This is a genomic window from Pseudomonas sp. NFACC46-3 (genome assembly GCF_900114515.1).
GTDB lineage: Bacteria > Pseudomonadota > Gammaproteobacteria > Pseudomonadales > Pseudomonadaceae > Aquipseudomonas > Aquipseudomonas fluorescens_Q.
Genome location: NZ_FOTH01000024.1, coordinates 61,165 through 83,870, shown reverse-complemented (window position 1 = coordinate 83,870; position 22,706 = coordinate 61,165). Strand labels below are relative to the sequence as shown.

General features: G+C 61.6%; 21 protein-coding genes. 12 read left to right on the top strand and 9 right to left on the bottom strand.

Going from position 1 to position 22,706, the window contains the following annotated elements; all coding sequences use genetic code 11:
- Positions 1 to 104: 104 nt before the first annotated feature.
- On the bottom strand, positions 105 to 746 hold the full coding sequence (gene yihA / locus BM300_RS21715; protein ID WP_003196227.1) for a ribosome biogenesis GTP-binding protein YihA/YsxC: 642 nt from the start codon (positions 744 to 746) through the stop codon (positions 105 to 107).
- A 191-nt stretch (positions 747 to 937) separates the two neighbouring features.
- Between yihA and BM300_RS21710 the strand changes: the two genes are divergently transcribed.
- The 7 genes from BM300_RS21710 (at position 938) to BM300_RS21680 (ending at position 8,268) form a co-directional block, all read left to right on the top strand.
- Positions 938 to 1,228: a c-type cytochrome gene (locus BM300_RS21710; RefSeq protein WP_003196231.1), complete on the top strand. Its 291-nt coding sequence runs from the start codon at positions 938 to 940 to the stop codon at positions 1,226 to 1,228.
- A gap of 46 nt (positions 1,229 to 1,274) precedes the next feature.
- Positions 1,275 to 1,886, top strand: a complete 612-nt coding sequence (locus BM300_RS21705; protein WP_092221049.1) for a c-type cytochrome — start codon at positions 1,275 to 1,277, stop codon at positions 1,884 to 1,886.
- 198 nt (positions 1,887 to 2,084) lie between these two features.
- Entirely contained in the window at positions 2,085 to 2,726 is a 642-nt protein-coding gene (locus BM300_RS21700) for a thiol:disulfide interchange protein DsbA/DsbL (RefSeq protein WP_092148922.1), read from the top strand.
- 15 nt (positions 2,727 to 2,741) lie between these two features.
- A complete protein-coding gene (locus tag BM300_RS21695; RefSeq protein ID WP_092347783.1) occupies positions 2,742 to 3,620 on the top strand; it encodes an endonuclease/exonuclease/phosphatase family protein in 879 nt (292 codons plus the stop codon).
- Entirely contained in the window at positions 3,617 to 5,695 is a 2,079-nt protein-coding gene (locus BM300_RS21690; RefSeq protein ID WP_092463964.1) for a GGDEF domain-containing protein, read from the top strand. The genes BM300_RS21695 and BM300_RS21690 overlap by 4 nt, the downstream gene beginning before the upstream one ends.
- Before the next feature lie 104 nt (positions 5,696 to 5,799).
- A complete protein-coding gene (locus BM300_RS21685; protein ID WP_092148916.1) occupies positions 5,800 to 6,579 on the top strand; it encodes an N-acetylmuramoyl-L-alanine amidase in 780 nt (259 codons plus the stop codon).
- Between the two features lie 75 nt (positions 6,580 to 6,654).
- Positions 6,655 to 8,268 (top strand): EAL domain-containing protein, encoded by a 1,614-nt coding sequence (locus tag BM300_RS21680; protein WP_170862087.1) that lies wholly within the window; start codon positions 6,655 to 6,657, stop codon positions 8,266 to 8,268.
- 3 nt (positions 8,269 to 8,271) lie between these two features.
- Here BM300_RS21680 and BM300_RS21675 read toward each other — a convergent pair whose 3' ends face one another.
- Together BM300_RS21675 and algB are read right to left on the bottom strand one after the other, a co-directional pair.
- Positions 8,272 to 10,062 (bottom strand): ATP-binding protein, encoded by a 1,791-nt coding sequence (locus tag BM300_RS21675; RefSeq protein WP_092148910.1) that lies wholly within the window; start codon positions 10,060 to 10,062, stop codon positions 8,272 to 8,274.
- Between the two features lie 10 nt (positions 10,063 to 10,072).
- Complete coding sequence (gene algB / locus BM300_RS21670) at positions 10,073 to 11,419, bottom strand: sigma-54-dependent response regulator transcription factor AlgB (protein WP_063323612.1); 1,347 nt, start codon at positions 11,417 to 11,419, stop codon at positions 10,073 to 10,075.
- A gap of 437 nt (positions 11,420 to 11,856) precedes the next feature.
- Between algB and BM300_RS21665 the strand changes: the two genes are divergently transcribed.
- The 5 genes from BM300_RS21665 (at position 11,857) to BM300_RS21645 (ending at position 16,352) form a co-directional block, all read left to right on the top strand.
- Positions 11,857 to 12,177 (top strand): hypothetical protein, encoded by a 321-nt coding sequence (locus tag BM300_RS21665; protein ID WP_092148907.1) that lies wholly within the window; start codon positions 11,857 to 11,859, stop codon positions 12,175 to 12,177.
- Positions 12,178 to 12,257: 80 nt separating this feature from the next.
- Positions 12,258 to 12,422 (top strand): DUF1328 domain-containing protein, encoded by a 165-nt coding sequence (locus BM300_RS21660; protein WP_003177151.1) that lies wholly within the window; start codon positions 12,258 to 12,260, stop codon positions 12,420 to 12,422.
- 2 nt (positions 12,423 to 12,424) lie between these two features.
- Entirely contained in the window at positions 12,425 to 12,889 is a 465-nt protein-coding gene (locus tag BM300_RS21655; RefSeq protein WP_092347774.1) for an inhibitor of vertebrate lysozyme family protein, read from the top strand.
- Positions 12,890 to 13,592: 703 nt separating this feature from the next.
- Positions 13,593 to 14,924 carry a glutamate/aspartate:proton symporter GltP gene (gene gltP, locus BM300_RS21650; protein WP_063323609.1) on the top strand — a complete coding sequence of 444 codons (1,332 nt, stop codon included), beginning with the start codon at positions 13,593 to 13,595 and terminating at the stop codon, positions 14,922 to 14,924.
- Between the two features lie 198 nt (positions 14,925 to 15,122).
- On the top strand, positions 15,123 to 16,352 hold the full coding sequence (locus tag BM300_RS21645) for a nucleoside recognition domain-containing protein (protein WP_092148898.1): 1,230 nt from the start codon (positions 15,123 to 15,125) through the stop codon (positions 16,350 to 16,352).
- 20 nt (positions 16,353 to 16,372) lie between these two features.
- Here the strand turns inward: BM300_RS21645 and BM300_RS21640 are convergent, their stop codons facing one another.
- From BM300_RS21640 to BM300_RS21615, 6 genes are all read right to left on the bottom strand, one after another.
- Positions 16,373 to 17,008: an ABC-type transport auxiliary lipoprotein family protein gene (locus tag BM300_RS21640; protein WP_092463961.1), complete on the bottom strand. Its 636-nt coding sequence runs from the start codon at positions 17,006 to 17,008 to the stop codon at positions 16,373 to 16,375.
- Positions 17,005 to 17,943: an MlaD family protein gene (locus tag BM300_RS21635; RefSeq protein WP_092347767.1), complete on the bottom strand. Its 939-nt coding sequence runs from the start codon at positions 17,941 to 17,943 to the stop codon at positions 17,005 to 17,007. The genes BM300_RS21640 and BM300_RS21635 overlap by 4 nt, the downstream gene beginning before the upstream one ends.
- Position 17,944: 1 nt before the next feature.
- On the bottom strand, positions 17,945 to 18,748 hold the full coding sequence (locus tag BM300_RS21630; RefSeq protein ID WP_092148889.1) for an ABC transporter ATP-binding protein: 804 nt from the start codon (positions 18,746 to 18,748) through the stop codon (positions 17,945 to 17,947).
- The gene (locus BM300_RS21625) at positions 18,745 to 19,893 is read right to left on the bottom strand and encodes an ABC transporter permease (RefSeq protein ID WP_092347764.1); all 1,149 of its coding nucleotides are present in this window, start codon (positions 19,891 to 19,893) and stop codon (positions 18,745 to 18,747) included. The genes BM300_RS21630 and BM300_RS21625 overlap by 4 nt, the downstream gene beginning before the upstream one ends.
- Before the next feature lie 52 nt (positions 19,894 to 19,945).
- The gene (locus BM300_RS21620) at positions 19,946 to 20,971 is read right to left on the bottom strand and encodes a DUF5924 family protein (RefSeq protein ID WP_092148883.1); all 1,026 of its coding nucleotides are present in this window, start codon (positions 20,969 to 20,971) and stop codon (positions 19,946 to 19,948) included.
- A 272-nt stretch (positions 20,972 to 21,243) separates the two neighbouring features.
- Positions 21,244 to 22,635, bottom strand: a complete 1,392-nt coding sequence (locus BM300_RS21615) for a M16 family metallopeptidase (RefSeq protein ID WP_092148880.1) — start codon at positions 22,633 to 22,635, stop codon at positions 21,244 to 21,246.
- Positions 22,636 to 22,706: the final 71 nt, after the last annotated feature.

Sequence of the window (22,706 nt, the reverse complement as noted above, 5' to 3'; positions counted from 1 at the left end):
AGTGTTGGCAGATATCTGGACCCCGCCCTAGCGGTCCGGAACTTGGACCCCGAACTTCCCCCTCCCCATAAGAAGTCCGGGGTTTTTTTTGCCTGCGATCCGGCTTATTCGGCCTCTTCGCTGCCCTTGTCCGCCAATTCCATCCAGTCGGCCAGCACCGTGTAGGCTTCTTCCAGGCCCATGCGCTTGGGCGCCGAGAACAGCTGGATGGTGATCGCGTCACCCCAGCCTTTGCGAATTTCCGACTGCACTTTGAGCAGGGTATTTTTGGCCGCGCCGTAGGTGAGCTTGTCGGCCTTGGTCAACAGGATGTGCATCGGCATGCCACTGGCGACCGCCCAATCGAGCATCAACAGGTCGAAGTCGGTCATCGGATGGCGAATGTCCATCATCAGGATCAGGCCTTTCAAACTCTCGCGGCTGCCCAAATACGCTTCCAAGTGGCGCTGCCAGTGTTGCTTGAGCGGGATCGGTACCTTGGCGTAGCCGTAGCCGGGCAGGTCGACCAAACGCCGTTCATCGTCTAGCTTGAAGAAGTTCAAGAGTTGCGTGCGACCCGGGGTTTTCGAGGTGCGTGCCAGGCTTGCATGGGTCAAGGTGTTCAGCGCGCTGGATTTGCCGGCATTGGAACGTCCGGCAAAAGCCACTTCGAAGCCTTCGTCGTCTGGGCATTGATCGACTTTGGCGGCGCTGAGCATGAAGGTGGACTGTTGGCACAGGCCGAGGATGGGGTTCTTCAGTTGCATGGGATTTCCGATGTGGGCGGCGTCGGGAATGGACGCGGCAAGCTGTGTCGTTTCCGTTTCAGTGACGCCAGTATATAATGCCGCAGATTTTGTGTGCGCTTTGTCCCAGCGTAGGATGAAGCTCACGGGAGCGACCGACCGAAATTGCGCGTTAGAACGCAGCTCGTTCCCAACCCTGAAAAGGTCGTTTTATGACGAAATGGCTGCTAGCTGCCGGTGTCTTGATGCCGCTTTACAGCGCTCAGGCTACACAGGATCCGGAAGCTGTGTACAACCGTGTTTGTGGTGCCTGTCATTCCGGCCAACTCCCCATGGCGCCCCGCAAGGGCGATCAGGAAGCTTGGACGCCGAGGTTGGCGAAAGGTATGGAGACGCTGGTGCAACACGTGACCCAGGGTTTCAAGGCGATGCCGCCGCGTGGTTTGTGCATGGACTGCAGTGCCGAGGATTACCGAGCCATCATCCAGTGGATGAGCGAGTGAACCCGGTCCATAACTCTTTAACCCTTAGCCGTAGTTGGATTAGCTGATGAACAAACTGATCGTGAGTCTGCTGTTGACCTTGGGGATATCCGGCGTAGCCCACGCCGCTGGCGATGCCGCTGCCGGTCAGGCGAAGGCGGCCGTATGCGGAGCCTGCCACGGCCCGGATGGCAATAGCATGGCGCCCAACTTTCCGAAACTGGCGGGCCAGGGCGAACGTTACCTGAACAAGCAACTGCACGACATCAAGTCCGGCAAGCGCACGGTGCTGGAAATGACCGGCCTGCTGACCAACCTGAGCGATCAGGACCTGGCGGACATCGCGGCGTATTTCGCCAGCCAGAAGGGCAGCGTCGGCGCTGCCGATCCGAAACTCGTGGCCCGTGGTGAAGCGCTGTTTCGTGGGGGTGACTTGAACAAGGGGCTTCCAGCCTGCACCGGCTGCCACTCGCCTGACGGCAAGGGCAACGCGGCAGCCGGCTTCCCACACTTGGGCGGCCAGCATGCCCAGTACGTAGGCAAGCAGTTGACCGACTTCCGCAAAGAAGAGGGTGGCCGGACCAACGACGGCGATACCAAGCCGATGCAGAGCATTGCGAAAAAGCTGAGCGACGAAGATATCGCTGCGGTATCCAGCTACATCCAGGGCCTGCACTGAGGCCTTTGGCTGGCGTTGCAAGGGGCGTACATCCCTTGCAACGTTAACGCTCGATTAATCTGTCGATGCGAACATCAAAAGGGTGGCTTTGGCCGCCCTTTTTTGTGGCCGCTGCCGTTACACTAGAGAACTTGAACCCGCCACGGTCTGTCTTAGAAACAGGCCTCGCGAGGCCCCCTCATTGTCCAGGAGTAAAGCATGCGTAATCTGATCATCAGCGCCGCGCTCGTCGCCGCCAGCCTGTTCGGCGTAACTGCCCAAGCGGCTGAAAAGCCTGCCGCACCTTATGTCGAATTGACCAACCCCGTTCCGGTGGCGGCGCCTGGCAAGATCGAAGTCGTGGAGCTGTTCTGGTACGGCTGCCCGCATTGCTACGCTTTTGAACCGGTTATCAACCCATGGGTCGAGAAACTGCCTTCGGACGTTAACTTCGTGCGTATCCCCGCCATGTTCGGCGGCCCGTGGGATGCCCACGGCCAGATGTTCCTGACACTCGAGGCCATGGGCGTCGAGCACAAGGTCCACGCCGCGGTATTCAACGCGATCCAGAAAGAAGGCAAGAAGCTGGTCAAGAAAGAAGAGATGGCCGATTTCCTCGCCACCCAGGGCGTCGACAAAGACAAGTTCCTCGCCACGTTCGACTCCTTTGCCATCCAGGGCCAGATCAAGAAGGCCCGCGAGCTGGCGAAGAAATACGAGATCACTGGCGTACCGACCATGGTCGTCAACGGCAAATACCGCTTTGACATCGGCTCCGCCGGTGGCGCAAATGAAGCCCTGCAACTGGCCGACCAGCTGATCGCCAAAGAGCGAGCGGCCACCAAGGCTGCTGCCAACTAAGCGCGGCCCACGCCCATGGCCCGCTGGAGCACCGAACGCATCGTTGGCCTGCATGAACCGCGGGTCAACGAGCATCATGTCTTGTCCACGGGCCTGCCTGGCGACAGCCGCTTGCGGCTGCTCAGCTTCAATATCCAGGTGGGCATCAGCACCGAGCGCTACCGGCATTACCTGACTCGCGGCTGGCAACATTTGCTGCCGCACACCGGGCGTGCCGGTAACCTGCAGAAAATCGGCGACCTGCTCAAGGACTTCGACCTGGTGGCCCTGCAAGAGGCCGACGGCGGCAGCTTGCGCTCAGGCTACGTCAATCAGGTGGAACACCTGGCCCAATTGGGCGCCTTTCCCTACTGGTACCAGCAACTCAATCGCAACCTCGGGCGTCTCGGCCAGCACAGCAATGGCGTGTTGAGTCGCTTGCGCCCCTGGGCGATCGAAGATCATCCGTTGCCGGGACCCAAGGGCCGCGGGGCGATCCTCGCGCGTTTCGGCGAAGGTCCCGAGGCGCTGGTCGTGGTCATGATGCACCTGGCGCTCGGGGCGCGTACCCGGACGATGCAGCTGGCGTACATTCGCGAATTGATCGGCGGCTACAAGCACCAGGTGTTGATGGGCGACATGAACACCCATGCCACCGATTTGCTGCAGACTTCGCCCCTGCGCGATCTCGGCCTGCTCGCTCCACAACTGGAAGCGACATTCCCCAGCTGGCGCCCCCAGCGCTGCTTGGACCATATCCTGTTGAGCCCGACCCTGACCCTGGAACGTGTCGAGGTGCTGGCCCAACCCATTTCCGATCACCTGCCGGTCGCGGTCGAAATTCGTTTGCCGGGTTCGCTCACGGCCGATGCGTTTCCCGCGCTGAGTCCTGCCCCTCGCGGATCCGATGAATGAGCGACGACGCCGAACGCTGGAGAGAGAAGTACCTCAAGAGTATCGAACAGCAGGAAAAGCTTGAGCGCCGTTGGGAGGCTCGGCTCGACTTGCTGCGTCGTGGCCTGGTGCGCAGCACCCTGGCCGCCGAGGGCACTGACAGGGCTGTCGATCAATGCATGAAAGAGATGCGCGAGGTGGTACGCACCAATGACATGGATGCCGGCCTCGCTGCCCTGCTGCCGCGCCTGGAGAAAGCCGTACTCGATTCCGAGCAGCGCCGCGAGACCCGGGTCGAGCAGACGAGCGCCGCGTTGACCGCCCTGGTTGCCCAGTTGCAGAGCCTGCCGCTGCCCAAGGAAGTCAGGCGGCCGCTGAAGAAATTTGCCAAGCAACTGGAGGATCGGGCCGGCCAGGCTCGGGAGATTCCGCTGCTGCTCAGCGAATTGAGCGGCTTGCAAGGCAAGGCACTCAGTGCCCTGGATGCCCCTGTCGAACCGAGTCGCCCCGGCCTGCTGCAACGGCTGTTTGGTGGCCAAGGCCATGAGGACGCGACACCCCAGCCCCAGCCCCAGCCCCAGCCCCACGACCCTGCCCAGGCCCGCGTGGCACCTGCGTCAGAAATGGCCCTGCCCGTAGCCGTGGCGCCGGCAACGGCCGCAGAATCCGTCGCACCGGCACCGGCACCGGCACCGCAGCCCTCGGTGGCGGAGCAAGCGCCTGCCTTGGAGACAACGCCCGAACCGGTTGCCCCGACTGCACCGCAGATCGAGATCGTTCCAGCGCCCGCTCCAGCACCGGCAGCCGAAGTGGTTCAGCCCGCCAGTGAGTCGGACGACCAGGCAACCGAGCCCGCGCCGCTGCTGACGCCGCTCGCCGAAGTACCCCCGGTTGTGGTGCCCGCACTCGAGAATCCCGACGAGCTGATGCCCGAGGAGCCTGCCCAGGCCCTGCCCGCCCCTTCGCTACCGCCTGCGGAGCTCGACGAGCCCCTGGAAGGCGCCGATGTGGCTGACGCCCAGTACGCCCTGCCCGACTCGCCGGAGCCATCCTACAGTTCGGTCGCCAAGCATATCGAAGACACGCTGTTGGGCCTTTTGGGCGACCTGACCTTGCCCGAGCGTCATCGACCACAAGCCGAAGCCATGTGTGAGCGTCTGCGCAATGGCTTGAACTGGTACGAGTTGCTGCCGATCCTCGATGATCTGGCCGTACTGATGCTGGCCATCACGGACACCGGCCAGCATGAATTCGAGGCGTACTTGCAGCGCCTCAACGATCGGCTCGAGTCATTCCAGAGCAGCCTGCAGGCCGCCAGTGAAGACCACGCCGAAAACCTGTCGGCCTCCAGGGAAATGGATACCCAGATTCGCGAGCAGGTGGACGGCCTGCAAAGCAGCGTGAAGGAGGCCGATGACCTGGAAGGCCTCAAGCAGGTGCTCGAGAATCACCTCGAAGGCTTGCTCGGTACGATGGACCACCACCGCCAGCAACGTGATCAACGTGAGCAGGAGGTCTCGGCTCGCCTGAAAAGCCTGGCCGATCGCGTTGCGCTGATGGAGCAGGATGCCCAGGTCGTGCGGGAGAATCTCGAGGAACAGCGGCAAAAAGCCCTGATTGATCCGCTCACCGGGCTGCCCAACCGCGCCGCCTGGTCCGAGCGTCTGGAACATGAAGTCGCCCAGTGGCAACAACACGGCAACAGCTTGCTGCTGGCCATGCTCGATCTCGATCATTTCAAGCGCATCAATGACAACTATGGCCATCTGGCCGGTGACCGGGTGTTGAAACTCATCGCCTCGGTCCTGCGTAAACGCCTGCGTAGCGGCGATTTCATTGCGCGTTTTGGGGGCGAGGAGTTTGTGCTGCTGGTGCCCAATACCTCCCTGGCTGCTGGCGCCAAGCTGGCCGAGGCGCTGCGCCTGGCCATCGAAGGCTGTCCGTTTCATTTCAAGGGCGAGCCGGTGACGGTGACGGTATCCATCGGCCTGACCGCCTTCAAACCCGGCGAACACAGCGACTTGGTGCTTAAAAGAGCCGATCAGGCGCTTTATCGGGCGAAAAGTTCCGGGCGCAACCATGTGGAATTGGGCTAGGGGGCTAATTGTTCCAATTTGTTTAATATCGCCGCGCGCACCGGATCATCGCGAGGCGATACGTTACACTGTTGCATTACTCCCAGTGCGTATTGCCTTCCGCCATGAAATTTTTCTCGCTCATTGTTTCTTTATTTATCCTGGCCGGCTGCGCCAGTGGCCCGCGACTCGACACCCGTCATCCTTCCGTCAACCATGACAACCGTATCCAATTCGTGGTGGTGCATTACACCTCGGCTTCCCTGGAGCGCTCGCTGGCCCTGCTGACTCATGGCGAAGTCAGTGCCCATTACCTGATCGGCGACGATAAAGGCGCGACCATTTACAAACTGGTGGATGAAAGCCAACGCGCCTGGCATGCCGGGGAAAGTGAATGGGAAGGCCGGACCTGGCTCAATTCCAGTTCCATCGGCATCGAAATCGTCAATCCGGGTTTTGTCGACACGCCTACCGGGCGCCTCTGGTATCCCTACAGCGAAGCCCAGGTCCAGACCTTGATCGTATTGCTCAAGGACATCATCCAGCGCAACGGCATCAACCCGCGCAGCATCATCGGTCACAGCGACATCGCGCCCCTGCGCAAACTCGATCCGGGCCCGCTGTTCCCTTGGAAGCGCCTGGCGCAAGCTGGTTTAGGAGTCTGGCCAGACGAACAGGCCGTCGCCCGCCAGCAGGCCGTCTTCACGCCGCAGCTGCCGCCTGCCGGTTGGTTCCAGGCCGAGCTGGCCCGCCTGGGCTACCCGACGCCGCAGACCGGCGAGTGGGACGTGGCCACCCACCATGTGCTGGCCGCCTTCCAGATGCACTACCGTCCGACCCGCTTCGATGGCACGCCGGATGCGCAAAGCGCGGCGATTCTGCAGGTGCTCAACCAGACAAAATAATGACGCCCGTCTGACGAATCGGGCCAAATCCAAATCAGAAGCTATAACTCATTGGTAACTTTCGGATTACCCATGATGACGGCCACCCGCGAAACCCTACACAGCTGGCTCCATCGCCCCGTTTTCCTGGCGATGGTGGCAACTGCCCTAAGTACCGTCCTGCTGCTGGCGGGGAGTCTGTTCGTGGTCGTGCAGCAGATCCAGCAGCGCGAAAGCGACCAGATGAATGCCCAGGGCGAGCGCTTTCTGCAGCGCCTGGAACAGCTTTTCGGGCAATTGCGTGAAAGCCTCGACGACTTGCAAAACCAGCCGTTGCGCGGATGCAACGACGACATGATCGCCACATTGCGACAGGTCAGCTTCAACTACCGTTTTGTCTACGAGGCGGCGTATATCGATGGCAGCGGCGTCTGCTCCAATCGTCCACGCCAGGGCGGCTTGTCAGTGACCCGCCCGCCCGACATCCGCGGGCCGACCTACAATTACTGGCTCAACACCACCACCGAGCCTGACGAAGACCGCGCCGCATTGATGCTGGGCCGCGGCAACTTTCGGGTGGCCACGTCCCGCGGGCATTTGACCGATGTGGTCGATTTACCACCGGGCAGCAGCCTGCTGGTTGTCCTGGATAACGGTAAACGGGCCATTCCCGTGCTCGGGACGGACCAACACTGGCCGCCGGTCGAACCTTGGCCACCGAAAAGCCACAATGCCTTGCAAGTGACGCAGAACCGGTTGATCTATCGGATGCCGACCGAAAGTCCGGTCTATCAACTGGTGCTTATCGCCCAGCGCAACGGTTTTAAGGTTCCGGCCAATGCCTGGTGGATGCTGCCCATCAGCCTGATGCTGGGCCTGGGGATTGGTTTCCAGGTGTTTCTGCTGGCGCGTCAGCGCCAGTCCATGGACGCCGAACTGCATGGGGCTATCCGGCGTGGTGAATTGCAGGTGCTTTACCAGCCTATTTTCGACCTGAGCAGCCGTAACTGTGTCGGGGCGGAGGCCTTGCTGCGCTGGCGACGACCGGACGGCACCCTGACCAGCCCGGACCTGTTTATCCCGATGGCCGAGAACACGGGGCAGATCCGCCAGATCACCGATTTCGTGCTGCAGCGGCTGTTCGATCAATTGGGCCAGCTGTTGCGGGCCAATCCGCAGCTGTATATCTCGGTGAATCTGGCGGCCTGCGATGTGATGGTGCCGCGTATTGGCGAAGTGATCGCCCGCCTGCTGGCGCTGCATCGCGTGTCGGCGCACCAGATTGCCTTCGAAGTGACCGAGCGTGGGCTGGTCGATGTGTTGGTCGCCCGGGATAACCTGCAATCGCTGCGCGACGTCGGGCATCAGGTGTTGATCGACGATTTCGGCACCGGTTATTGCAGCCTGGCTTACTTGCAAACCCTGCCGGTGGACTGCCTGAAAATCGACAAGGCCTTCATCGACGCCTTGGGCCACGATGCCGCCAGCAGCGGCGTGGCCCCGCATATCATTCGCATGGCCCATGCGCTGCAACTCAAGGTGATAGCCGAAGGCATCGAGCATGAAGCCCAGGCTTCCTATTTGAGCAGCGAAGGGGTGAGGTTCGGCCAGGGTTGGCTGTTTGCCCATGCCCTCAGCGCGGTTCAGCTCATTGAACTGATTACCCGTGGCCGGCGCCTGCGTGGTCGGCGCCTCGATGACGAAGCCTGAGTCTCAGACTGCCAGCGCCATGTAGAACTGTGTGCCCTGCCCCGGCCTTGAATAAACACCCATGCGCCCGCCGTGGAGCTGGACGATCTCCTTGCACAGCGCCAGGCCGAGGCCCGCACCCCCCTTCTTGCGTCCGACCTGGACGAAAGGTTCGAAGATCCGTCCCTGCTGGCCGTAGGCAATGCCTTCACCGTTGTCTTCGACGCTGATGATCACCCGCTCGCCATGCCGTCGGGCCTGCAAGCGGATCTGGCCGTTTTCGGCGGTGTGGCGCATGGCGTTATCGATCAGGTTATCGAGCACGCGATCCAATTGCGCAGCGTCGGCATGCAGGCGCGGGAGCGGGCCCTGGATCGCCACCAGCAGCTCGATACCCTTGGTTTGGGCCTGCTCGGCAAACCGCAACCGGGCCGCTTCCAGTAGATCGTCGATGGAGCAAGGCGCCAGGGTCAACTTCTGCAGGCCGTTCTGGTAGCGAGAGAAGTTCAGCAGGTCATTGATGAGCTGCATCAGTCGCTGCATTTCTTCTGTGACGGTGTTGAGCAGGTCGGCCTCGCGCGACTCTTCTGAAAAATGCAGGCGCTCCTGTAACAGGCCGAAGGCCATGTGCATGCCCGTCACGGGCGTGCGCAGCTCATGGGAGGCACGCAAGACGAACTCGCTGCGCACCCGTTCGAAGGCGCGCTGCTCGGTGACGTCATGCAGCACCATGACCGCGCCGAGAATGTGGCCCTGGGTATGACTGACCGGGGTGAGGCTGTAGGTGAGCACCCGCGACTCGCCATCCACTTCGACGCTCAGGTCTTCCGGCGCGCGCTCCAGGCTTCCACCGCGCAGCACCAGGTGCAATTCTTCATCCAGTTCAAGGCGTCCCAGCGCCTCGCCCAGCCCTTGGCCGAGGCGTTCCTCATCCCAGCCCAATTGACGCTGGGCCACCGGGTTGAGGTGCTCCAGCTGACCTTTGCGGTCGATCATCAGCAAGCCGTCGTCGATGCTGTCGAGCACGGCTTGCAAACGTTGCTGACCGGCGAGCAGCTCATCGACGTTGGTGGCCTGATGCTCACGCAAGGCCTCGGCCATGACCCCGAAGCGACGGGTCAGGAGATTCAACTCAGCGGCCGAGGACACGGGTAGCGTGACCTCGAAATTGCCTTGGCCGATGTCGTCCGCCGCCGCGGCCAGTACCTCGATCGGCGCGCCGAAACGCCGGGCAATGCCATGGGCCGTGATAAACCCGATGATCAGCACCGCAAACCCCACCAACCCCAGCAGTCCGGAAATCCACATTGCGCGCTCACGGGCGCGATCCTGGGTTTCACTGATGTTGGTCAGGGCCCGGCGATAGCCCTCGATCAGTCCATTGCGCAGCACATTGAATTTTTCGGTGAGGTCCTTGATGTTCGCGAGCTGGCTCGGCTGCTGGCGAGACGCGGTGAAGGCTTCAAAAAACTCAATGTAGTCGGCCTTGGCCCTGCTGAAGCTGACTGCCGCTTCATCCAGCCCCTGTTCGTGGGCGATGCCTTCGTCGATCAGCGCCAGGTATTGCTGCTTGGAGGCCTCCAGCACAGCCAGGTCGGGCTTGTCGTCGAGCATGATCATCAACTGATCGCCGAGCGTCTGGCGCAGCTTGAGGCCCAGGTCCAGCAGGATGAAGTTGTCGCGTACCGATTGTTCCTGGGTATTGGCCATCTGCATCACACTGACCAGGCCAAGCACCAATCCCAGCAGGGCCACGGTGATCAGGGCCGAGATACTGAGAAACAGTCGTGTGCGCAGCTTCATCGCCAGTTTCATAAGGTGTCGCTCACAGGTTGTACTGCTTGCGTTTGCGGTACAGCGTGGAGGCATCGATACCCAAGGTCTTGGCCGCCTGGTCGAGGGTGTCGGCCGTGGCCAGCACCGCGCCGATGTGGGCTTTTTCCAATTCGTCGAGGCTCAGCGCGGCGCCGATGCGCGGCGCATTGTTGACCGGTTGCTCGGCCATGCCCAAGTGACTGATTTCGACTTTTTCCTGAGGGCAGATGATGCTGGCGCGCTCGACCACATTGCGCAGTTCCCGGATGTTGCCCGGCCAGCGATAGCCTAGCAGCGCTTCGCGCGCTTCGTCGCTGAAACCCCGGGCCGGGCGCGCGTATTCCTTGACGAAGCGGGCCAGGAAGCGGTCGGCCAGGGTCAGGATGTCTTCGGCGCGCTCTCGCAATGGCGGCAGGTGCAGGGTGATGACGTTCAGGCGATACAGCAGGTCTTCGCGAAAACGTCCGTCGCGCACCATGTCTTCGAGGTTGAGGTTGGTCGCTGCGAGAATCCGTACGTCGGCGCGACGGGTGACTGGATCCCCTACCCGCTCATATTCCTTGTCCTGGATGAAACGCAATAACTTGGGTTGCAATGTCAGAGGAAAATCGCCGATCTCGTCGAGAAACAGCGTGCCGCCGTCGGCCTGGTTGACCCGACCCAACGTACTCTCGCTGGCCCCGGTGAAAGCCCCACGGCTATGGCCGAACAATTCGCTTTCCATCAGTTCAGCGGTCAGCGACGGGCAATTGATGGTGACGCAGGACTTCTTCGCCCGCTTGCTCCAGCCATGGATCGCCTGGGCCAGCTCGCCCTTGCCGGTGCCGGACTCGCCGAGGATCAGGATGTTGGCGTCGGTGCTGGCGACCTGGCGCGCGGTTTCCAGGACGACTTTCATCGCTGGGCTGTGGGAGTCCAGGCCATCCTTGGGTTTGCGCACTTCCCCTTCAAGGGCTTCGAGCCTTGCCGACAGCTGGCGTACTTCCAGTTGCTTGGCGGTCGCCAGGCGCAATTGATCGGGGCTGCACGGCTTGACCAGATAATCGGCCGCCCCGGCCTGGATCGCATCGACCGCGGTATCGACTGCCGAGTGAGCGGTGACGATGACCACGCGCATCCAGGGCGCCTGGATACGCATTTGTGCCAGGACATCCAGGCCGTTGTCCTCCCCCAGGCGCAGGTCGAGGAAACACAGGTCGAACACCTGGCGTTGCAGCAGTGCGTCGGCCTGGGCGGCGCTGTTGGCGGTGGCGACGCTGTAGCCTTCGTCTTCCAGGCAGTATCGGAATGTACGCAGGATGGCGGACTCGTCGTCTACCAGCAGAATGCGGCCTTGGTGCTCAGTGGCGGATTCCATTTTTCCTACGCTCCTTTAATGAATGATGTTGGTTAGTGTCAGAAAAATCGGGCAAGTTGCATGGTCGATTCTGAGGGGATATTACTCATCAAGAATGGCCCTGTGGATGTCTGACTCCTAAAAGCCTGATTTGAGTTCCTTTTTTTACGAATCGTCCGGTTCGGACGGTTCGCATCGCTCATTCCGACAGCTGTGTCTGACAGCCAATTCAAAAACAATCTAACGACTTTTCCTGCTGATTCGTGCAATACGCACGACCGACGCCTGCGCCATCGTGCAGGATGCGCTCCCGGCATGTTGCACTTATTTATTAACTTATTGATTTTAAAGGTTTTTATCTGACAAAAAATCCTGGCACGGCGACTGCAATGCTCTGATCAACGTGGCGTAGCGCGCCTCAACCAGATCACCGCACTCGGGTGGGGAGGAATTCCAGGATGAATCGTCAAAGTGTCACTCAATTTGGCTTCGCCCACTTCAAAAGTGCCGCCCCATTGCGCCTCTCTTCCCTGCACGTCCAGCAGGGCGCATGGGCTGCCTTGGCGCTGCTGGTCACCCTCGTAACGGGCCAGCAATGGTTGCTCTGGTATCAGAGCCAACAGCCCCAAGCGCCGCAGGTTTCGATTCATCGTGCCCCACAGACCCATTTCAGTGCCGTCAGCAGCCTTGAAGAAGCGTCCGCTTCAATGCGCATGATGGATGTCGACCAGGCCCAGCCATTGAGCGCCATGCCGCGTGAAGAGCGCTGGGTGTTTTAACCCGATGAACCGGTCGTCCATTGCGCCGGAACCATCACCGCAAGACCTTCACTAAATAGAAAAGCGTAAGGAGAATCACCATGTTGAGCTGGGCAATTACCTTCCTGATCATTGCCATCATCGCCGCCGTACTGGGCTTCGGTGGTATCGCAGGCACCGCCACGGGCATCGCCAAGATTCTCTTTGTTGTGTTCCTGGTGATGTTCATCGCTTCCTTCTTCTTTGGCCGTCGTGGCCGAGGCTGACCATGAACGTTTCATTCAAAGGACTGGCTGCCGCCCTGTTGCTGGGCGGCAGTGCCATGGCAATGGCTGCCAATGACGGGCAGATGCGCGTCAACCAGTTGCTGCAGGCCGACGCGCAATATCGCGAGACCTGGCAGCACGTCGTGAAAAAAGAAGAACGTCTACCCGAATGGGTGATGAACCTGGCGGGCGATTCGGACCAGATGAATGCTGTCGAAGAAGATGGCGACAAGTATTTGGTGGGGCCGCTATGTGAAACCCAGGCAACGTGTCGCAGCAAGCGTCTGATCGTCGCCTTCAGTTTCGACAAGGACGAAGCCTATGCCATGTTGGTGGAAGTCCCTGCGGGGCTGCCAGCCGACAAGTCCCCGACGCGGCATGCCGACTACCGATTCCTCGGCAAGCCCGATGAAGGTATGCAGAAACTGTTAATGGAACAACTCAAGAAAGATCCGAACTGGTACTGATTCTGAAAATGGGAAAAGCAGCCCTGCTTTTCTCTGCTGCACAGCCCGAGGAGGGCCGGTGCATGACCAAGGGGCTGGGACGTTCTGACTGATGAGAGTCGGAGTGACCTACGGGCACAAGGGGTGCCTGCGAAAGGGCCGGGTCAGGTAAAAGCTGCGACGCAAGTTCGCAAAGCCATCGCGGCTTGGCGAGCTTGCGTAGAGCTTCTTGTTCGCAAAATGCGTGCGCCAGAGCGGTGGGTGGATTGGCCGCGGCAAGTCCCTCGGCGATGCGGCATTTTGTCTCCTTCCGCCGATTTATCCCCCTTTGCCCAACCGTATATCGGAGAATGCCGAGGTAATTTCTCCCATGGGCCGCGTTTTGAGTCGCTGCCGTTTCATCGGTTCCCCACACTTGCGAGAGAAAGCCCAGCTACGCTGAAACGGCCGGTTCACGGCACTTATGCCTGCATAAATGTCGCATTCGAACCGCTTGGAAGGCGGGTTTCGTTTGAAAAATCTCATGCCGATTCGGCATGGGGTAGGCGTTTATGGCATTAGACGAGCCCCCCTTGCATCGCAATAGTTGCGCCTTTTTTCGCCTGCCAGTAAGCCGCTAACGCGCTCGGGGTGACCTTATACGGGGGCAGGGGCATGAGTGTTTTTCGTCATCGACGATCCATTCGCGCCACTGTCCGAGTCCAACTGAAGTAAGGGTAACAATATGAAGAAGGCACGACTAAGCCTCGCCTGGCAGATCCTCATCGGTCTGGTGCTCGGGATTGCATTGGGCGCTCTGCTCAACCATTTCAGTGCCGAGAAGGCCTGGTGGATCAGCAATGTGCTGCAACCGGCGGGCGATATCTTTATCCGTCTGATCAAGATGATCGTGATCCCGATCGTGATTTCCTCGCTGATCGTCGGCATCGCCGGGGTCGGTGATGCCAAGAAGCTCGGGCGCATCGGTCTCAAGACCATCCTTTACTTCGAAGTCGTCACCACCATCGCCATCGTCGTCGGCCTGCTGCTGGCCAACTTCTTCCAGCCGGGCAGTGGCATCGACATGAGCACCCTGGGTACAGTGGATATCTCCAAGTACCAGGCCACGGCCGCGGAAGTCCAGCATGAACATGCGTTCATCCAGACCATCCTCAACCTGATCCCGTCGAACATCTTCGCCGCCGTTGCGCGTGGCGAGATGCTGCCGATCATTTTCTTCTCCGTATTGTTTGGCCTGGGCCTGTCCAGCCTGCAATCGGACCTGCGCGATCCGCTGGTGAAAATGTTCCAGGGCGTGTCGGAAAGCATGTTCAAGGTCACCCACATGATCATGCAATACGCCCCCATCGGCGTGTTCGCCCTGATCGCGGTGACCGTTGCCAACTTCGGTTTCGCGTCGCTGCTGCCGCTGGCGAAGCTGGTGATCCTGGTTTACGTCGCCATCGCCTTCTTTGCCTTCGTGGTGCTGGGCGTGATCGCCCGCCTGTTCGGCTTCTCGGTGCTCAAGTTGATGCGCATCTTCAAGGATGAGCTGGTGCTGGCCTATTCCACCGCCAGTTCCGAAACCGTGCTGCCACGCGTGATCGAGAAGATGGAAGCCTACGGCGCGCCGAAAGCCATCTGCAGCTTTGTGGTGCCCACCGGTTATTCGTTCAACCTCGACGGTTCGACTCTGTACCAGAGCATCGCGGCGATTTTCATCGCCCAGTTGTACGGCATCGACCTGTCCATCAGCCAGCAATTGCTGCTGGTGCTGACCTTGATGGTCACCTCCAAAGGCATCGCCGGTGTGCCGGGCGTGTCGTTCGTGGTGCTGCTGGCGACCTTGGGCAGCGTGGGCATTCCGCTGGAAGGCCTGGCCTTCATTGCCGGTGTGGACCGCATCATGGACATGGCCCGTACTGCGCTGAACGTCATCGGCAACGCCCTGGCCGTGCTGGTCATCGCTCGCTGGGAAGGCATGTACGACGATGCCAAGGGCCAGCGCTACTGGAACTCCCTGCCGCACTGGCGCAGCAAGGAGCCGCTGCCGGCGGGGGAACCCTCCAGCCATTGATGCGCCTATCCCCCTGTGGGAGCGAGCTTGCTCGCGATTGCGGTGTGTCAGCAAACATCAATACTGACTGAGCCGACGCCATCGCGAGCAAGCTCGCACACAGGGGGCTGCAGTGACTATTAAACCCCGGAGCAATCCGGGGTTTGTCGTTTCTGCCAGCCCCGCTATCATTCGCGGCATCTTCGGGGGATTTAACTGATGCTCAATGGCCTTTGGCTTGGCTTCTTTATCGTGGCTGCCGTGTCGGCGCTGGCGCAGTGGTTGATCGGCGGCAACGCCGGGATCTTCGCGGCCATGGTGGAAAGCATTTTCGCCATGGCCAAGTTGTCGGTGGAGGTCATGGTCCTGCTGTTCGGCACCTTGACCCTGTGGCTGGGCTTCCTGCGCATCGCCGAAAAGGCCGGCATCGTCGACTGGCTGGCCAAGGCCCTCGGGCCGCTGTTCTTGCGCTTGATGCCGCAAGTGCCTGCCGGCCACCCGGCGATCGGCCTGATCACCCTCAACTTCGCCGCCAACGGCCTGGGACTGGACAACGCAGCCACCCCCATCGGCCTCAAGGCCATGCGCGCCCTGCAAGATCTCAACCCCAGCCCGACTATCGCCAGCAATGCGCAGATCCTGTTCCTGGTGCTCAACGCCTCGTCGCTGACGCTGCTGCCGGTGACGATCTTCATGTACCGCGCACAGCAAGGCGCGCCGGACCCGACCCTGGTGTTCCTGCCGATCCTGCTCGCCACCAGCGCCTCGACCCTGATGGGGCTGCTGTCGGTGGCGTTCATGCAGCGCCTGCGGTTGTGGGACCCGGTGGTGCTGGCTTATCTGATCCCGGGTGCGCTGGTGCTGGGTGGTTTCATGGCGCTGCTGGCAACGCTTTCGGCCACGGCGCTGGCGGGGTTGTCATCGATCCTGGGCAACCTGACTCTGTTTGGCCTGATCATCCTGTTCCTGGTGGTGGGCGCGCTGCGCAAGGTCAAGGTGTACGAAACCTTCATCGAGGGCGCCAAAGAGGGCTTCGACGTCGCCAAGACCTTGCTGCCGTACCTGGTGGCAATGCTTTGTGCCGTGGGTGTACTGCGCGCCTCGGGGGCGCTGGATTTCGGCCTCGACGGCATTCGGCACCTGGTGGAGTGGGCCGGCTGGGATACGCGTTTCGTCGATGCCTTGCCGACCGCCATGGTCAAGCCGTTTTCCGGCAGCGCCGCCCGGGCGATGTTGATCGAGACCATGAAGACCTCCGGCGTCGACAGCTTCCCGGCCCTGGTGGCGGCGACCATCCAGGGCAGCACCGAGACTACGTTCTACGTGCTGGCGGTCTATTTCGGCGCCGTGGGCATCCAGCGGGCACGCCATGCCGTGGGGTGCGCGCTGCTGGCGGAGTTGGCCGGGGTCGTGGCGGCGATTGGCGTTTGCTACTGGTTCTTCGGTTGACCTGAGTCTTCCCGCCGCCTCTAGGGTTGAGTCGGCGTTGCGAAACGCTGGCCTTGCTCCAATGTCCAGGCCACCACTTCGGCCGTCAGCCGGTCGCCGGCCCGGCCAAAGCCGTCCACCACCGCCGGTACTTTCACATCGCTCAACGGCTGGCGCACTTCAAAACGGCGACTGGCCAGGATGCGCTGGTCGAAGCCGCGCACCAGCAGCGCGTCCAGGCGAATCACCACGCTGGCCGCAGTGCCCTGGTATTCGGTCTGGAACGCCTGCAATTGCCCGCCCAGCTCCAGATCCGCTTGCAGGTTGCTGTCGGCGACGCTCAACAACCTGACGCGTCCATCCTGGGCGAAGCCATCGAGCAAGCGGTTGCGCAGCAGCACGGGGGCTGGGTCGCTCCAGCGCGAGGCGGCGTAGCTGCTGAACAGGTTGCCTTGGGGAATGACCGCGATTTTCGGGCTGTTGAGCACTTCGCTGGCCTGGGGGCTGGCCAGGCGCAGCGACCAGCTCACCGCCGGGCCCGCAGACGCCGAGGCCTGGGTGACGGGCAAGCGATACACATCCGAGGGTTCGGCCTTGGGCAAAATCGAGCAACCGCCCACCAGGAGCAATCCTGCCAGTAAGAGAATAGGGCGGATAAACCGGTTGCACGGCTTCATGGCGTGAACTCCTTGTCCTTGTCGTTGCCCAGCAAATAGCCGCTGGGGTTGGCATCCAGGCGCCGGGAGATTCCCCGCAGGGCGCTCAGGGTTTCGCGCAGTTCACGCACGGCTGGCGCCAGGGCATTGAGGCCCTGCATGCCGTTATTCAACGAATCGCGATTGTCGTTCAGCAGTTTGTCGAGGGTTGCCGTGCTGCGGGCCAGGGATTGCATGGCCTGGCCGGCACTACCGAACGCCTGTTTGCCCTGGTCGTTGAGCAAACCATTGGCGTTGCGCATCAACGCCGTGGTCTGTTCCAGCGTGGCGCTGGCCTGTTTGCCGATGGACGCCAGTTGCTGCATGGCTTGGCGAATATCGCCGCGCTGCTCGGCAATGACCCCGGTGGTTTGCTCCAGATGCTCAAGCGTCTTGCCCAGGCTTTGGACGTTGTCCGAGGAAAACACCTCATTGGCGTTGTGCAGCAGCAGGTTGATGCTGGTCATCAAGTCATCGCTGTTGTTGAGCAGGCGGGCAATAGGCGAGGGCGCGGCGATGATCACTGGCGGTTCCCCGTCGTGCCCGGTCAGTGCCGGGCTCTGGGGCGTACCGCCACTGAGCTGGATAATCGAGGTGCCGGTAATGCCGGTCAGTGCCAGCTTGGCCTGGGTGTCTTGCTTGATTGGCGTTTCCCCACTCAAGCGCACCTGCGCCAGAACCCGGCGCGGGTCGTTCGGGTCCAGGCGCAGGTTGACGACGTCGCCGACCTTGATCCCGCTGTATTCCACCGAGCTGCCCCGGGACAACCCGCTGACCGCCTCGTTGAACACCACTTCGTAGTACTTGAATTCGCTGTCCACGTTGGACTTGGCCAGCCACAGGCCAAACAACAGGGCGCCAGCCACCACAATGACGGTGAACAGGCCGATCAGCACATGATGGGCTCGGGTTTCCATGTCAAACCTCGTTCGATTGTGTAGCGGCCGATAACGCCGCGCGGCCGCGAGGGCCATGGAAGTATTCGTGAATCCAGGCGTCGTCGGTTTCCGACACCTTGTCGATGACATCGGCCACCAGGACTTTTTTCTGCGCCAGTACCGCCACCCGGTCGGTGATGGTGTAGAGGGTGTCCAGGTCGTGGGTGACCAGGAACACGCTCAGGCCCAGGGCATCGCGCAGTGTCAGGATCAATTGGTCGAACGCCGCCGCACCGATGGGATCGAGGCCGGCGGTGGGTTCGTCGAGAAACAGAATGTCCGGGTCCAGGGCCAGCGCACGGGCCAGGGCGGCGCGCTTGATCATGCCGCCGGACAGCGAGGCGGGGTACTTGTCTGCGGCCGAGAGTGGCAGCCCGGCCAAGGCCAGCTTCACCGCTGCCAGGTGCTCGGCGTCGGCCCGGCTGAGCCCGGCGTGTTCGATCAGCGGCAGGGCGACGTTTTCTGTCACGGTCAATGATGAGAACAGCGCGCCTTTCTGGAACAACACGCCAAAGCGCCGTTCCACTCGTGAACGTTGTTCCGGGGGCAGGCTCGGCAAGTCCTCGCCGAACACCCGCACGGAACCTTCGCTGGGCCGGTTCAGGCCGACGATGCTGCGCAGCAGCACCGATTTGCCGCTGCCGGAGCCGCCGACCACGGCAAGGATCTCGCCCTTGTACACGTCCAGGTCGAGGTTTTCATGCACGCTCTGGCGGCCAAAGCGATTGCACAGGCCGCGCACTTGAATCACCGTCTCGGTGGGCGGTCGCAAGGGTTGGCTCACCAATTCATCTCCATGAAAAACAGCGCGGCCACGGCATCGAGCACAATCACCACGAAAATCGACTGCACCACGCTGGACGTGGTGTGAGCCCCGACCGATTCGGCACTGCCACTGACCTTGAAACCTTCCAGGCAACCCACGGCAGCGATCAGGAAGGCAAAGATCGGCGCCTTGACCATCCCCACCAGGAAATGCTGCACGCCAATGTCCGACTGCAACAGCGTGAGGAACATGGCCGGTGAAATACCCAGCGACAAAGCGCAAACCACGCCGCCACCGATAATGCCCGAGAGCATGGCCAGGAAGGTCAGCATCGGCAGCGCCACCAACAGCGCCAGTACCCGTGGAATCACCAGCAACTCGACCGGATCGAGGCCCAGGGTGCGGATCGCGTCGATTTCTTCGTTGGCCTTCATCGAGCCAATCTGCGCGGTGAACGCGCTGGCGGTGCGGCCCGCCATGAGGATCGCCGTCAGCAACACGCCGAATTCACGCAGGAACGAGAACGCCACCAGGTCCACGGTAAAGATGCTGGCGCCGAAATCGGCCAGCACCGTTGCGCCGAGAAAGGCCACCACTGCGCCCACCAGGAACGTCAGCAGGGCGACGATGGGGGCTGCGTCCAGGCCGGTCTGTTCGATGTGAACGACCATCGCTGTCATGCGCCAGCGCCTGGGGTGAAACAGGTTGCGGGCCAGGGTTTCCAGAATCAGGCCGACAAAACCCAGCAGTTGCAGGGTGTCTTGCCAGACTTTTTCCACGGCGCGGCCGATACGGGTCAGCAGTTGTGTCAGCACGCTGACCTGCGGCTCTTTCACCGGCACACAGAAGTCCGTCAGCGAGCAATAGACCGTCTGCAACAGCGCCCGCTCGGCGGCCGGCAAGCTGCAATCGGGGTGCTCGGTGGTCTTGCCCAGCCGTTCGGAGCCCAGCAGTTCCACCAGCAACGAAGCCCCGGCAGTGTCGAGGGCGCCGAGGCCGTTGAGATCGATCAGGGTGTGCTCGTCGTAGTGGCCGCTCAAGGATTCGCTCAAGCGCTTGAGCTGCGCGTAATGGGCCAGCGTCCAGTCGCCGCCGACCCAGAGTCGGGCCGGAGAGCGAGACGTGTCCAGCCGGGCTGTGCCAGTGTGGGATCCGAGGGTCATAAGCTCCATGCTCGTTCGACTTGAACAGCGCTACCTAATAGCACGACCGCCGTTATTTTGCCTCGGGTGCGTCAGCGCTCACGTTGAAACGCAACACGCCGATCATCTGACCATTTTCCGTCAGCACCCGCACCTGCCATTTGCCCGTCGGGTCTTGCGGGAAGTTCTGCTTGTGGGTCCAGGCGCGATAGCCTTCCTTGCGCCCGCCGTGGATGTCCAGGGCGATGCGGTCGACTTCTTTACCGTTGAACTGCCAGACGTGATAGATCCGCTCGTCGAGCCCACGTGGCGCGTTGATCGCGGTGTAGGCGTACAGGCCGTTGCCGCGAATCTGGGCCGCGCTGACTTCCTTGAGGCTGGCGCCCGGCGTGCGATCTTCCAGTTGGGTGCTGATCGCCACTTCGGTCATCCACAGCGTGGCCGGTGGCACCCAGGAGCGCAGCACCCAGCCGGCGGCGCCAATCCCGACGGTGATACACAAAATGGCGAGGGCGTTGCGCACGGTGCGGATCGGGAAGATCGAGGCCAGGCTGGGAAACGACAGCAGCATCGCAATGCCCAGCGCCAGCTTGAAGCTTTGGTCGGTGGTCAGGTGCAGGATCACCGGCAGCGCGGTGAGCAGGGCGGCGAATAGCGTCAGCGTGTGCAAGGCCAGGAACGCCCAGCGCCGAGGCGCCAGCCATTTGTAGTACAGCGGGTCGGTGATCGAGATCAGCGCCGCGATCGTCAGCAGGCCGGTGAAAAGCAGTTGGCTGCTGTTCCAGGTGGTGGTGATGAAGAAAAACGGCAGGACGAAAAACAGGCTTTCCTGGTGAATCATCTGCGTGGCGTAGCGCAACAGCGGCTGGGGGATTTCCCGTTTGAAAATCCGCGCGAACAGCCGGGTCATGCTGTTCTCGACCATCAGCCAGAGCCAGCTCACCAGCATCATGATGGCGATCCAGGTCGCCAGGCCCTGCTGGCGATCCACCAGCATGAAGCTGCCGACCCCGGAAATGAAGCCACCGAGCGCAATGACCCCTGGATAGCGCTTCATCAATTCAAGGAGGCGCTGGATATAGACCGTCAGGTTTTGCATTCGGTAGTTTCGCAGTAAGTCGTAGGAAATATCCCTGACAGAGTATCGTCAGGGCGGTGACATGGCGAGGATCGCGACGCGTGCCGTGATGCTCTTTTGTGGCGAGGGAGCTTGCTCCCGCTGGCCTGCGAAGCAGGCCCCAGCATTTATCCAGGTAAATCGCATCGCCCGGTTTGCGCCTGCTGCGCAGCCGAGCGGGAGCAAGCTCCCTCGCCACGGGATTTGAGTTGCCCTGGGCTGGAGTCATCGCGAGCAAGCTCCCCCAGGGCGGATCAACCAGATTCTGGTCGGGCCCGCCGACGCACTTGCCACACCACCAACCCAAGCAACAGCACCCCCAGCAGACCGCCCAGCCCCCAGACGAGCTCATCGTCACTGAGCAACGGCTTTTCGATGCGCAGGTAACCCGGGTCCTTGAGCAGTTCGCGCAGGGCCACGTTGGCCTGTTCCAGGCTCACCTCCTGCAGGCGCAGGGCCGGGTTGGCGAAACGGCCGTCTTCATAATCGCCCAGGGCGCCCCAGTAGTAATCGGCCAGTGCGCTGTTGCCTTGAACCGCCCAGGACTGATGGGCAATGGCCGCACGTTTGATGCGCACGAAATCGGCGGGGTCCAGGCCATCCTTGAGCAATCTCTTGCGCAGTTCTTCCAGCGCCTGTTCGGCTTCGGGCAAGTCTTCGCGGGACAGGTCCGCGTTCAGGCTGAAGAAGCCGACGCCGCCGAACACCTCGCGTTCGGTCCACGGCCCGTAGGACAAGCCACGGGCCAGGCGCAATTGGCGATAGAGCGCCCAGTCCAGGTAATCCTTGAGCAGGTCGAAGGTTTCGTCATGCTGCTCATCCAGCACCGGCTCCGGGAACAGCCAATGAAGCTTGGCGCTATTGCCGACCAGGCCATGGATCAGGTTGCGCTTGGTGACCGCCTTGTAGCGGATCTGCGGCAGCGCCTCGTGTGGGCTGGGCTCCACCGGCTCGAGTTCGCCAAAGGCGCGCTCCAGGTAGGCCGGCAACAGTCGGTCGAGGTCGCCGACCACGATCAGGGTCATGTTGTTCGGTGCATACCAGGCCTTGCGCACTTGTTCGAGTCGGGCAAGGGTATGGCGCCCGACCTCGGCCCGTTCCGCGCAGCGCAGGCCCAGCTCAACCGCCAACTGGTTGCTGGCCTTGTGGCCCAGGTCCTGGTGATCGAGCCAGCGTTGCAGGTGGGTGTAGTGGCCGCCGTCCTCGCGTTCAACCACCCGCTTGGCCGCCTCCAGGGCTTTTTCATCGATGCGGGTGCGGGTCAACAGCGCCAGCAGCAGGTCCAGGATCTTGCGTTGATTGCGTGCCGGCGCCTCGATCACGAACGTGGTGTCGGCGTTGCTCGTGAAGGCATTCCACTCGCCACCCAAGGCCTGCATGCGCTCTTCCAGGCCGCCTTCACCACTCTCATCGACGCCGCTGAACAGCAGGTGTTCGAGCAGATGCGGCAGTTCCTTGTCGGCGCAACTGAAGTCGTCCAGGCCCACGCCGACCACCAAGCGGATCGCCACATGCCCGCGCTCGCTGCCCGGCTTGAGCATCAGCTGCATGCCGTTGGGCAACGTATAGCCTTCGACCTGGAACCGGTCCAGGGCGACCACGGGCAGTGAGCCGAGTAAAAGAAAGGCGAACAACAGACAACGCATAAGGGCTTCCTGGCGGCTGAGTGGAGGTCCATGGTGTCGGGCAGGCCGTCATCGGCGGATCGTCGCCCGGA